Source organism: Tardiphaga robiniae, from assembly GCF_013359755.1.
Taxonomy (GTDB): domain Bacteria; phylum Pseudomonadota; class Alphaproteobacteria; order Rhizobiales; family Xanthobacteraceae; genus Tardiphaga; species Tardiphaga robiniae.
Genome location: NZ_JABMCJ010000082.1, coordinates 180,334 through 192,964 on the forward strand (window position 1 = coordinate 180,334; position 12,631 = coordinate 192,964).

13 protein-coding genes are annotated in these 12,631 nt (G+C 60.7%); 7 read left to right on the forward strand and 6 right to left on the reverse strand.

The window, feature by feature from the left end; genetic code table 11:
- Positions 1-75 precede the first annotated feature (75 nt).
- Complete coding sequence (locus HP556_RS12745; protein WP_175367234.1) at positions 76-1,191, reverse strand: helix-turn-helix transcriptional regulator; 1,116 nt, start codon at positions 1,189-1,191, stop codon at positions 76-78.
- A gap of 224 nt (positions 1,192-1,415) precedes the next feature.
- Positions 1,416-2,594 (reverse strand): MFS transporter, encoded by a 1,179-nt coding sequence (locus HP556_RS12750; RefSeq protein ID WP_175367235.1) that lies wholly within the window; start codon positions 2,592-2,594, stop codon positions 1,416-1,418.
- Positions 2,595-2,657: 63 nt separating this feature from the next.
- On the opposite strand from HP556_RS12750, the gene HP556_RS12755 reads away from it, so the two are divergent.
- Positions 2,658-3,458, forward strand: a complete 801-nt coding sequence (locus HP556_RS12755; RefSeq protein ID WP_246297663.1) for an AraC family transcriptional regulator — start codon at positions 2,658-2,660, stop codon at positions 3,456-3,458.
- A 6-nt stretch (positions 3,459-3,464) separates the two neighbouring features.
- Here HP556_RS12755 and HP556_RS12760 read toward each other — a convergent pair whose 3' ends face one another.
- The 4 genes from HP556_RS12760 to HP556_RS12775 form a co-directional block, all read right to left on the reverse strand.
- The gene (locus HP556_RS12760) at positions 3,465-3,923 is read right to left on the reverse strand and encodes a RidA family protein (protein WP_175367237.1); all 459 of its coding nucleotides are present in this window, start codon (positions 3,921-3,923) and stop codon (positions 3,465-3,467) included.
- 34 nt (positions 3,924-3,957) lie between these two features.
- Positions 3,958-5,625, reverse strand: coding sequence for an AMP-binding protein (locus tag HP556_RS12765; protein WP_420878662.1), 1,668 nt, complete (start codon positions 5,623-5,625; stop codon positions 3,958-3,960).
- Between the two features lie 144 nt (positions 5,626-5,769).
- On the reverse strand, positions 5,770-6,588 hold the full coding sequence (locus tag HP556_RS12770; protein ID WP_175367239.1) for an alpha/beta fold hydrolase: 819 nt from the start codon (positions 6,586-6,588) through the stop codon (positions 5,770-5,772).
- Positions 6,589-6,598: 10 nt separating this feature from the next.
- A complete protein-coding gene (locus HP556_RS12775) occupies positions 6,599-7,105 on the reverse strand; it encodes a MarR family winged helix-turn-helix transcriptional regulator (RefSeq protein WP_170849792.1) in 507 nt (168 codons plus the stop codon).
- Between the two features lie 339 nt (positions 7,106-7,444).
- On the opposite strand from HP556_RS12775, the gene HP556_RS12780 reads away from it, so the two are divergent.
- The 6 genes from HP556_RS12780 (at position 7,445) to HP556_RS12805 (ending at position 12,608) form a co-directional block, all read left to right on the forward strand.
- Entirely contained in the window at positions 7,445-8,620 is a 1,176-nt protein-coding gene (locus HP556_RS12780; protein ID WP_093760644.1) for an ABC transporter substrate-binding protein, read from the forward strand.
- Positions 8,621-8,722: 102 nt separating this feature from the next.
- The gene (locus tag HP556_RS12785; RefSeq protein WP_175367240.1) at positions 8,723-9,643 is read left to right on the forward strand and encodes a branched-chain amino acid ABC transporter permease; all 921 of its coding nucleotides are present in this window, start codon (positions 8,723-8,725) and stop codon (positions 9,641-9,643) included.
- 12 nt (positions 9,644-9,655) lie between these two features.
- A complete protein-coding gene (locus tag HP556_RS12790; RefSeq protein ID WP_175367241.1) occupies positions 9,656-10,645 on the forward strand; it encodes a branched-chain amino acid ABC transporter permease in 990 nt (329 codons plus the stop codon).
- Positions 10,642-11,394 carry an ABC transporter ATP-binding protein gene (locus HP556_RS12795; protein ID WP_175367242.1) on the forward strand — a complete coding sequence of 251 codons (753 nt, stop codon included), beginning with the start codon at positions 10,642-10,644 and terminating at the stop codon, positions 11,392-11,394. The genes HP556_RS12790 and HP556_RS12795 overlap by 4 nt, the downstream gene beginning before the upstream one ends.
- A complete protein-coding gene (locus tag HP556_RS12800) occupies positions 11,394-12,092 on the forward strand; it encodes an ABC transporter ATP-binding protein (protein WP_175367243.1) in 699 nt (232 codons plus the stop codon). The genes HP556_RS12795 and HP556_RS12800 overlap by 1 nt, the downstream gene beginning before the upstream one ends.
- 60 nt (positions 12,093-12,152) lie before the next feature.
- Positions 12,153-12,608 (forward strand): cupin domain-containing protein, encoded by a 456-nt coding sequence (locus HP556_RS12805; RefSeq protein WP_089267419.1) that lies wholly within the window; start codon positions 12,153-12,155, stop codon positions 12,606-12,608.
- Positions 12,609-12,631: the final 23 nt, after the last annotated feature.

Genomic DNA, 12,631 nt, shown 5'->3' on the forward strand with positions numbered 1-12,631 from the left:
ACGACTGCACGATTTTTCACCGGACATACTTACGCATCAAGGCCGGCCATCGTGCCGGCCTTTTTCGTGGATTTTTCAGGCGTCCCGGTCCGGGATCAATTGAACTCGCGGCTGGCCCAGAAGCCGAACCAGGTCCACCTGCCGCTCGACGCCAGTTTTCAAGAAGACGGATTTCAGCTGGGTCCGCACGGTATTCAGGCTGACGCTCTGCATTTTCGAGATGGCGGTGACTGAGTTGCCATCGATCAAAAGGCTGGTGATCCGCGCTTCAGCCGGCGTCAAATCGAACAAAGCCTGCAGAAGCTCCGGACCCGGGCTGCGCTGCTGGTGGGTGATCGGCGTCAGGAGCAGGATCGACATAGCGCCCGCAAAAACATCGAGACCAGCCAAACGGAGCGGCAGCACATGCGCGATCAAGGGTGGGCTGTGCTCAGTCCCAGAAATTGGAATTGAACGGCCCGTTTTCGACAGAGATAAGGGCTTGCTCAGCGCCTCGATAAACATGGTCTGAGCGACCTGCGAGGCGAACTGCACCTGATCCTGCGCGCCAATGCCGACAATCGTCGTGCTGGAAATGAACCCAGGATTGGCCGCGATAACGCGCCCCTCGTGACTGACAGCACTCGCGGGAAGACCAATCATCTGAAGTGTTGCAACCGCCGTACGGGCGCGTTCGAAGCCCAGACGACCGGACAACACCGCCGCACGGGCCAGATGAGGCCGGAGGCCATCCAGTTGATCCGCCACAGCGCGTTCAACCGGCCCCTTGGCGTAAGCCTTCTCTACCGAAATCACGAGCGTATCACCGGAGGGAAACCGTACCGAGGTACCGGCACACCAGCCGAGACCCGCCGGCCGGAGAATGTCCCGATAGAAGCTCTCATTGTCGAGTTCTTCCATCGTGAAACGGTCCAGGTCCGTCAGAAACCACGGCTCGTTTTCCGCGATTAGTCTGGCGCTTCGTGGATTCTTGGTCGCATAGGGACTCTTGGTCCAACGATCGATCCGCTCGCGAATTCTCTCAGATGACGTCCACCGCGGAATGCCAGGCGCGGATGCGAAAATCATCGCACCTTCGGCATCTGCCATCGCCGCCAGGCGATCGAACACCTGCGGCCAACGCTCCGGCAAAACTCCCGCTTCATAAATCTCGTCGACGAGCGTTTCAAAATTCACGGATGGATCCAGCAACACGGTTTCCGGCGGCTCGCGTCTCGGTCATCACGGTGAGAAAGCAGCACCCATCATACAACACCGCAGACATCGGACAATTCCCGAGACCATTCGGAAATCTGCGACCACGATGCTGATGTGCGCGAAATGCCACTTTCGCCAGCCGCCGTTCAGGAGGCGAATGGTATTCACCGCCTAACTAGACCGGTCTCGCGCTGCTCGCCAGTGTCAAGCGAGAGATTTTATGCCAGAGGCGCTTTTGCCGGCGGCAACTCCCGCGGCAAAATCAATGCAGCGACGATCACCAGCGCCGACAAGGCGGCAAAGGCGTGCAACATCATGATGAAGCCACCCTGCTCGTACAACCACGCGACAAGCCCGACCGAGGCTCCCGCTGCGGTAAAGCCAACGAAATAACGCACGGCGTAGGCGCGCGACCGCCACTCCTCGCTTGTATACTTGCCGACGATCGCCTCGTTGACGGTGATCTGCCCGAACAGACCAATGATAATGCCGATCGCGACGACAATCAGTGAGATGTTCGATTGCGACGCTGCGAAATACAGGAACGGCGCGAGCACCAGCGACAACGGAACGCTCACCGCCTTCAGCGAGTGCTTATCGATCAGCTTGCCGATGTTGTACTGGGTTGCCGCGCCGAAGACGTAGACGCAGGCGGCAATAATGCCGAGCAATGCCGGGCTGTCCGTCATGTCGGACAGACGCTCGGCAAACAGTTTTGGCAGCGCGACGGTGATGGCGTTGAAGACGGTGGAGATCGCGACCACCGTGACCAACAGTGCAAGGATCACACGCCACATGTCGGACTTCGCGACGCGCGCTTGCGCCGCGGCCTGTTTGAATCCCGAGCGATCTTCATGCGCGACCTCGCGCATGAAGACAACGCCGGCCGCGACGGTGACCAGGCCGGGAATGATGAAGGCCCAGCGCCAGCCGAGGAACTGACCGAGTACGCCGGTGATCAGTGCGGAAGATGCCACGCCGAAATTGCCGAACACGCCGTTAATGCCCATCGCGCTGCCGAGCTTGTCGGCATAGGAGACGATCATCGCCGTGCCGACCGGATGATAGATCGACGCGAACAGGCCAACCGAGAACAGCGCCGCACCAAGCTGCAAAGGCGTCTGCACCAGGCCGACAGCCATCATCGACAGACCGATGCCATAGAAGAAGATCACCATCATGTGGCGACGGCTCCAGCGGTCCCCGAGCCAGCCGGTCGCCAACGAGCCGGCCCCAAACGCCATGAAGCCCGGCGTCGCATAGGGCAGCAGCTCGGTATAGGTCATATTCATGGCCGGACCCATCACGAGCACCGCTGCCGCAAAGATCAGCATCGCGTAGTGGTCGATGAAATGGGCGACATTAACGAGGGTGATGACCCGGCTGGGGACGTTCATGAATCGATTCCTTGGCAACCTTGGAATGCCGTTATATGAGCTTGCTCTAACGGGATGTTGCCAATGAATGTCGCAGAACCGCCAATCCTGGACTTATCGGAGCGCCGGCGCTCGGCGACCGACGGTGTCCACATCCTGGCGACGCGCTACCGCAAGGGCATCCGGCTGGACACCCATGCCCATCGCGAGGCGCAACTCGTATTCGCCGCTGCGGGCACTATGCAGGTCACGACTCCGAAGGGCCGTTGGCTGGTGCCCCCGGATCGCGCGGTCTGGGTACCGGCCCACCTGCCCCACGCCATCGACGTTCTGGCCGACATCGAGATGCGCTCGCTGTATTTCAACGTCGACTGGCTGGCGCGGGATCGACGCAATGGCGATCTCGCAGCGGAGTTCGTGGTTCGCGTGTCGCGCCTGTTGCACGAGTCGATCCTGGCGCTGTTCGATGGGCGCGATGACGTCGCACGGAATCGGTTGTTGATCGAGATTGCCATGCTCGAACTGCATCAGGCAGGCGATCCCACGACCTTCATGCCGCTGCCGCAAGAGCCGCGCTGCCGACGCGCCGCGGAGATGGTGCTGGCCGATCCGACGCAGGCTTACGAGATCGAAACTTTGGCGCGCGCTGTCGGCACGTCGGCACGTACACTATCGCGGCTTTTTTCGGCAGAGACGCAATTGAGCTTCAAGAGCTGGTGTCAACGCGCGCGGATCGCGGAGGCGATCGAACGCCTGTCGATGAACCGCAACGCCTCGGTGAAGCAGCTCGCTGCCGATCTCGGCTATGCCAGCTTCTCGGCGTTTTCGCACGCGTTCCGGCAAGTGACGGGCAAGAGCCCGACAGAGTTTATCGAGGCGAAGTAGCGCCGCTTAGCGCGGCACCACCGCAGTCGCCTCGATCTCGACGCGCGCGGCGAGTTCAACCAGACGCACGACCTGCACCAGCGCCATCGCAGGATAATGCGGTCCAAAGATCTCGCGATAGGCCTGACCGAGCGCTTTCAGATTGCCGAGATACTCTTCCATATCGACGACATACCAGGTCAACCGCACGAGATGCTCGGGCTTCGCGCCACCTTCCGCGAGAATGTCGGAAATGTTCTGCAGTGCCTGACGAACCTGCGACACGAAATCCGGCTTCAGCTTCTCCTCGGCATCCCAACCGATCACGCCGCCGGTCACGACGATGCGGCCATCGGCCGTCATGCCGTTGGCATAGCCCTTGGGCTTCGGCCAGCCACTCGGCTGCAATGCGCGCGAAACGGATGCTGCAACATCGCCCTTTGCGTTTGGCACCACGGTCAATGTCGGGCCTTTTGGTGCATTCACCGGGCAATCCTCCCTGAAAGAAACGTCTTCAAACTTATGCGGCAACGGTCGGTGACGCGCCCGCCGCAGCCTGCTGGCGAAGCGCAAAGCGCTTCAGCTTGCCGGTCTCGGTCTTGGGCAGTTGCGTCACAAACTCGATGGCGCGCGGATATTTGTAAGGCGCGATCTCGCGCTTCACGTGGTTCTGCAACTCGGTTGCCAGCGCGTCGCTCCCTGCCTGACCGGGAGCGAGAACGACATAAGCCTTTACGATCATGCCGCGGTCGGCATCGGGGCAACCGACAACGCCGCAATCGACCACGGCTTCATGGGTGAGCAACGCAGCTTCAACGTCGGGGCCAGCGATATTGTACCCCGCCGACACGATCATGTCGTCGGAGCGCGACTGATACCAGAAGTAACCATCCTCATCCATCAGGAAGGTATCGCCGGTGATATTCCAGCCGTTTTGCACGAATTTGAGCTGACGCGGATCAGCGAGATACTTGCAGCCCGTCGGGCCTTTGACTGCGAGGCGACCTAGCGTGCCCGGCGCCACTTCGTTGCCTTCGTCGTCGATAATCTTGGCGACATAGCCGGGCACCGGCTTACCCGTGGAGCCCGGGCGGATTTCTTCCTCAATGGCGCAGATGAAGATGTGCAGCATTTCGGTGCCGCCGATGCCATCCATCAGCTTGATGCCGGTCGCCTTCAGCCATGCATCATAGGTGCCCTTCGGCAACGTTTCGCCTGCCGACACGCATTTGCGGAGCGTCGAGAGATCGTACTGGTCGATCTTGCCGAGGATGGCCCGATAGGCGGTCGGCGCGGTGAAGCACACAGTGACCTTGTGCTTGGCAACGGCCACAGGCAGCTCGTCGGGACCAGCCTTCTCAAGCACCACGAAGGACGCGCCAATATGCAGCGGGAACAGTACGCCACCGAAACCGAACGTGAAGGCCAGCGGCGCCGAACCGATGAAGCGATCTTCCGGACTGGCGCGTAGCACATTGCGCGCAAAGCCGTCGCACACCGCAAGCATGTCGCGGTGGAAATGCATGGTGCCCTTCGGGTCGCCCGTCGTGCCCGAAGTGAAGGCGATCAGGCAGATATCATCCGAAGCCGTATCGACAGCGGTGAATTCCGGGCTCGCCTCGGCGATCATCTTGTCGAGTTCGGCTTCGCCGGTGCCCCAATAGACAACGCGCTTGAGTTCGGGCGAAACCGCCTTGGCCTTCTCCATCTCGTCCGACAGCTTGCTGTCGCATAACGCCAGCGAGATCTTCGCCTTCTGCAGCGGATAGGACAGTTCCTTGGCGCGCAGCAGCGGCATGGTCGACACGCAGACGCCGCCGGCCTTGATGATGGCGAGATAGGTCGCAACCATCATCGGATTGTTGGCCGAACGCAGCAGCACGCGACCGCCGGTAACCAGGCCAAGCTTGTTGACCAGAACGTTGCTGATCTTGTTCACGAGCTCATAGAGCTCGCGATAGGTGTAGCTCTCGTTCAGCCCGATCATGCACGGCGCATCGCCGCGCCCCTCGGCGACCCAGCGATCGAGAAATGGCACCACGCAATTGATGCGCGGCGGATAGTGAAATTCCGGCCGGGTGAACAGAAACTCCGGTAGCTGTTCCGGCGGGGGCATATTGTCCCGCGCGAACGTATCAACATGCGCCGTAAAAGGCTTTGTCAGCTGAGTATCAGCGGCCATTGCAATGCTCCCGTCACGTCAGATGCCCGGCAACGTCATCCAAATATCATTTTAGACTTAAAACAGTTTTCCGCAACTGCGGAGTCTTGGGGCACGCCGAAATTTTCGGCGGAGGATGCGAATTTGCGCAGTTTGTTTAGGCAACCGCGCCTAAAGCGTGGCCAGCGCCTTTAGCCGCAGCACCATGGCGGACTGCGGATCGGCCAGTGGTGCGACGGCGGTAAAATGATTTGCGCCGGGAAGCGCCTCGAGGCGCGCGGGAATATGGACACCCCAGGCGTCGACGATGCTTTGGCTCTGCCGCAAATATTCGACACCCTCGTCGCCACCAACCACCGCATCGAGAGACCCGTGCGAAGGCGCCGGCCAGAACAACGGACTGACCTCACGGGCGCCGGCATCGTTCAAATGCAATGCATTGTTGATCGACGTCGGCACCAGCGGCGCCAGATCGAACAACCCGGAGATCGCATAGGCACCGACAATCAGGTCCTGCGGCAGCGCGGAATCGAGCGCGCGCCAGTCCGTTGCCAGCATGCAGGCCGCGAGATGACCGCCCGCCGAATGGCCCGACACGACGAGCCGCCTGCCGAGCTTCGCCAGCTCGCGGGTCGCCGCACGCATCTGCGCGATGATATTACCGACCGAGACGTTCGGACACAAATCGTAGCTGGGGATCGCCACGCTGATGCCATGGCTGTTCAGCCCGCGCGCCAGATGGCTGAAGAACGAGGCATCCAGCGCCTGCCAGTAGCCACCGTGAATGAAGACGACAATCGGACCTTTGTCGCCAGCGGGAAAGTAGTCGATCGTGTGCCGTGCGCCTGAGCCATATGGAATGGCCCGCATCTGCACGCCGCTGTCGCGATAGGCTTTGGCGTCCTGTGCCCAGCCGGCGATCAGCGCAGAGCTTTCCGGGACTTTTGCGCGATTGTTGTATTCGGCTTCGAGATCGATCACTGCACTCACCGCGTCGCGTTTACGGCACCTTGCCGTTCGCTGCCTTTTGCGCCGCTTTCTGCGCAGAAGCCTTGGTCTTGGCCAGTAAACGCATCAGTTCGCGGACATCCTTCGGCGCCAGATCCGTGAAGATTTCAGCGATCCAAGTCTCGTGTTCTTCGGCCATCTTGCGGAACTCGGCGCGGCCTAGTTTGGTAAGCCGTATCACCTGCACCCGACGATCGGTGTCGGAGGTGCGGCGATCAACGTGGCCGGATTCCACGAGACGCTCGACCAGGCCGGTCACGTTGCCGTTCGACACCATCATCCGCTTCGAGACATCCGACAGGGTCATACCGTCGGGCACCTTGTCGAGCTGGGCCATCAGGTCGAAGCGCGGCAGCGTGACATCGAAGCGCTCGCGCAAGCGGCTGCGGACTTCGCCCTCGATCAAGGTCGTACAGGTCAAGAGCCGGAGCCACAGGCGCAGTTCGTCGCCGTGATCATCGGGAAGTTCGACGGCCTTGGTCTCGGAATCGAGAATCATGATGCAATCTTACCTGCTTGAAGCTCCTGCGGCGGCCGAGAGACCGGCAATCCACAATCTCGTACCGCCCCATACCGATCCTTTGACCTTCAAGGAATTTCCGTCCGACCGCAAGCCAAAACGCCGCAGCCTTGACCGCCGTCGATTTTGAATATTTCTTTAAGGTTCAAATAAATTGGCCTACGGTTTGCATAGCGTATTCGGCTGATTTCTGACGCCTGGAGGTCATTTACATTGCTTGCGGCTGCGCCCGTCGTGAGCATAATCTAGGCAAAAGAACAGAATTCTGGGTTGGCACGTTTTTCGGCTGCCTGTCGCGGCCGAGTGGAGGAGAAGTTAATGAAGCAGTCTTTCAAACTGGCCGGTTTGGCCGCCCTGATGATGAGCGTTTCGGCCATCCCGGCCATGGCGCAGGAAAAGATCAAGGTCGGCGTGATCGTGTCGCTGTCGGGCGCCGGTGCCGTGCTCGGCCAGCAGGCGCGCGACGGCTTCAACCTCGCCGTCAAGGATCTCGGCGGCAAGATGGGCGGCAAGGATGTCGAAGTCATCGTCGTCGATGACGAACTCAAGCCGGACGTCGCCGTCACCAAGGTCAAAGGCCTTCTGGAGCGCGACAAGGTCGACTTCGTGGTCGGCCCGATCTTTTCCAACATCCTGGGTGCGATCCACAAGCCGGTCACCGAGAACAAGACCTTCCTGATCTCGCCGAATGCCGGTCCGTCGAGCTACGCGGGCAAGGAGTGCAATCCGTACTTCTATGTGACGTCGTATCAGAACGATCAGATCCACCAGATCCTCGGTAATGTCGCCCAGAAGCGTGGCTACAAGAAGATCTATCTGATGACCCCGAACTATCAGGCCGGCAAGGATTTCGTCGCCGGCGTGAAGATGGACTTCAAGGGCGAGATCCTTGAGGAATCCTTCATCCCGCTCGGCACGCTCGACTTCCAGGCCGAGCTCTCCAAGATCGCATCGATGAAGCCTGACGCCGTGCTCACCTTCATGCCGGGCGGCATGGGCGTGAACCTCGTCAAGCAGTACAAGCAGGCCGGCCTGCTCGACCGCATTCCGTTCCTGTCGACCTTCACCGTCGATGAATCGACGCTGCCGGCGCAGCAGGACGCGGCGATCGGCATGTTCGGTGGCTCGAACTGGGCACCGACCCTCGACACTCCGCAGAACAAGAAGTTCGTGGCAGAATACGAGAAGGCCTATAACAGCGTGCCGGCAACCTACGCCTTCCAGTCCTATGACGCGGCCATGCTGATCAATAGCGCCGTCGTTGCCGTGAAGGGCGACCTCTCGGACAAGGCCAAGGTGGCTGCAGCCATGAAGAAGGCCGACTTCCCGTCGATCCGCGGCGGCTTCAAGTTCAGCAACAACGGCTATCCCGTTCAGGACTTCTTCCTGACCAAGGTGGCCAAGCGCGCTGACGGCAAGTTCCAGACCGAGATCGTCGAGAAGGTGTTCTCGAACTACGGCGATCGCTACGCCAAGGACTGCGCTGCGCAGTAATCGCCCTGGCGATCACTCATCACCGGGCCGTTGCCGCGAAGGCGGGACGGCCCGGTGTTTTATCGGCCCGTGTTTATCTCAGTATAGAAACCAAGTTATCTGATGACCCTCACGCTTGCCCTCGTCCAGATCCTGAACGGCCTGCAGTTCGGATTGATCCTGTTCCTGATCGCCGCCGGCCTCACGCTGGTGTTCGGCGTCATGGACTTCATCAATCTTGCACATGGCGTGCAATACATGGTCGGCGCCTATCTGGTCGCCGCCTTCACCGCCATGACAGGAAGTTTCGTCGCCGGCCTCGCACTGGCGCTACCAGCAGCCCTGATTTTCGGGCTCCTGCTGGAGGTCCTGATCTTTCGACATTTGTATGATCGCGACCATCTCGATCAGGTGCTCGCCACCTTTGGGGTCATCATCTTCCTCAATCAGGCCGTGAAATATATCTGGGGCGCTGCGCCGCTAAATGTTTCAATTCCTGACGCGCTGTCGGGCGCTGTCGAGATCACCGACGGCATGCTCTATCCGGTGTGGCGTCTCGTCATCATCGCCGTCGGTCTTGCTGTCGGCCTCGCGCTGTATCTCGTCGTCAACAAGACCAAGCTTGGCATGCTCGTGCGTGCCGGCGCCAGCAATGCTGCCATGGTCTCCGCGCTCGGCGTCAACATCCGCCTGCTGTTCACCATCGTGTTCGGCGTCGGCGCCATGCTCGCGGGCTTCGCCGGCGCCATGGTTGCACCGATCCTCTCGGTGGAGCCCGGCATGGGCGACAACGTACTCATTCTTGCTTTCGTGGTGATCGTCATCGGCGGCATCGGCTCGATCCGCGGTGCCTTCATCGCGGCCCTGCTGATCGGTCTCGTCGATACGCTCGGACGTTTCTTCGCGCCCACGCTGCTCAAGCTGCTGCTCGATCCCTCGGCGGCCAGCCAGACCGGCCGCGCCATTGCGCCGATGCTGATTTATATCCTGATGGCTGCGGTGCTGTTCTTCCGGCCATCCGGCCTGTTCCCGTCCAAGCAATAACGGGAGCAGACCATGAACAATCTCGTCGACCTCGACACCCCCGCTTCGCCTGCCCTCGCAACGCCGCCGCGTGCCAGCCGGGCCTATGTACTACCGTTGATCGTTTTCGCGATCTTTGCCCTGGTGCCGCTCTCGGCGCTGTGGGGATCGCAGAGCTTCATCCTCGCGCTGGTCACACGCATCATGATCTTGGCGCTGGCCGCCATGTCGCTCGATCTGCTGATCGGCTACGGCGCCATGATCTCATTCGGCCATGCCGCCTATGTCGGCCTCGGCGCCTACAGTGTTGCGATCCTCGCCAGCCACGGCATCACCGACGGCTTCATCCAGCTTGCGGTGGCGCTCGGTGTCTCGCTCATCTTCGCTCTCTTCACAGGCGCAATCTCGCTGCGGACCAAGGGCGTCTATTTCATCATGATCACGCTGGCTTTCGGCCAGATGCTGTTCTTCCTCGGCACTTCGCTGGCTGCCTATGGCGGTGACGACGGGCTAACACTGGCATCGCGCAGCATGTTCTTCGGCTCGAAGTTCCTGAAGAACGATGTGGCGATGTATTACGTCGCCTTCGGCGTGCTGCTCGGCGCTTATCTGCTGCTCCGCGCCATCGTCGCGTCACGCTTCGGTCGGGTGCTACGCGGCATTCGCGAGAATCCCGTGCGCATGGAAGCGATCGGCTTTGCGCCCTATCGTTATCAGCTCACCGCCTACGTCATTGCGGGCATGATCGCCGGCGTGTCCGGGTTTCTGCTTGCCAACCAGACTGAGTTTGTCAGTCCGGCCTATACGGCCTGGCAACGCTCCGGCGACCTGATTTTCGTACTGGTCCTTGGCGGCCTCGGCTCGCTGCATGGCGCAATCATCGGCGCAGCCGTATTCAGCCTGCTGGCGGACATCCTGTCGCATTACACGGAAAACTGGGCGCTGATCTTCGGACCCATTCTCATTCTCGTTGTGCTCTATGCACGCGGGGGCATCACCGGCCTGTTCGGGAGCAAATTATGAGTAACGCTCCGCTTCAGTTGCAGAACATCTGCAAGAACTACGGCGCGCTACGCGTCACCGACGATGTGTCGCTGAACATCGAAGCCGGCGAGTTGCACGCCATCATCGGCCCCAACGGTGCCGGCAAGACCACGCTGATCCACCAGATCTCCGGTCATGCACAATCAGACTCCGGCCGTATCATCTTCGATGGACAGGACGTTTCGCGTTTGCCGATGGCGGAGCGCGCGCGGATGGGCCTGGTGCGCTCGTTCCAGATCACCTCGATCCTGCCACGCTTCTCGGCGCTGGAGAATGTCGCCATCGCTGTTCAGGCACGCAGCGGCTCGAGCTTCAGTTTCTTAGGCAATGCATCCAAGGAGCCGGCGCTGAACGACACCGCCATGACCCTGCTGTCGCGCTTCGGCCTCGCCGCTCGCGCAGGCGTGCCGGCCGGGCAGATGTCGCATGGCGAGAAACGCCAGCTCGAAATCGCCATTGCGCTGGCTGCAAAGCCGAAGCTGCTGCTGCTCGACGAACCGCTCGCCGGCACCAGCCACGATGAATCGCAGCGACTGATCAACACGTTGCAGGAGCTGCGCAAGGAGCTTCCCATCGTGCTGATCGAACACGATATGGACGCCGTCTTCGCGCTGGCTGACCGGGTCTCGGTCCTGGTTTATGGCCGCATCATTGCGTCCGGTTCGCCGCAGAGCATTCGTGACAATGCGGAAGTGCGCGCCGCCTATCTCGGCGAGGAGGCCGCCTGATGCTCTCAGTCTCAAATCTCCAGGCGGCTTACGGCGCGGCCAAGGTGCTGTTCGATATCTCGCTCACCATCAATGCCGGTGAAGTCGTTACCCTGCTCGGCCGCAACGGCATGGGCAAGACCACCACGATCAACGCCATCATGGGCCTGATTCATCCGACCGGCGGCACCGTCACCTTCGACGACAAGCCGATGGGCGGTTTGCCGTCCTATCGCATCGCCCAGGCAGGCATCGGTCTCGTGCCCGAGGGCCGCCAGATCTTCCCGACGCTGACCGTCGAGGAAAACCTGGTTGCCACCGCCGCCGTGCGGCATCCGCCGGCACGCTGGACGCTGGACAAGATCTACGAGCTGTTTCCGCGCCTCAAGGAACGTCGCAGCAATCTCGGCACGCAGTTGTCGGGGGGCGAGCAGCAGATGCTGGCCGTCGGCCGCGCGCTGATGACCAATCCGAAGCTGCTCATTCTCGATGAGGCCACCGAAGGCCTCGCCCCGCTCATTCGCCTTGAGATCTGGAATTGCCTGAAGAAGCTCAAGGCCGAGCGTCAGTCCATTCTGGTCATCGACAAGAATGTCGATGCGCTCGCCGGCTTCGCCGATCGTCATGTAGTGATCGAAAAGGGCCGCGTCGTGTGGACCGGCACATCCGAGCAACTGAAGAGCGACTCCACCGTGAAGGACCGTTTCCTCCACGTTTGATCAACTGTTTTCGAGTACCACCCGACGCGTCGTAATGCGTGACCCAAGGAAGGACCAACCATGAAGACCGAGATCGCCGGCATCACCCGCGCCAATGAAGGCATGCAGGGCATCACCTGGAACATCCTCGGCCAGACCTATGTGCCGAAGAACTGCACCGAGGATTCGTTCTCGTGGCACGCCACTTTCCCGCCCGGCACCTTCGTGCCGCCGCACATCCATCCCGACCAGGATGAGTATCTCTACATTCTCGAAGGCAAGCTCGACTTCTTCCTCGGCGGCTCCGAAACTTCGGCCACGCCGGGCGATCTGGTGCGCCTGCAGCGCGGAATTCCGCACGGCATCTTCAACAAGTCCGATCAGAACGCGAAGGTGCTGTTCTGGGTCTCGCCGAGCCGCCGGCTCTATGACCTGTTCTGGGCGATCCACAATATGAAGGAACAGAAGCCCGAGGACGTGGTGGCGCTCGCCGCCGAATACAACATCCACTTCCTGCCGCCGCCTCCCGGCGCGTAAGGCGCGGCGCTTTTAGCTTCAGA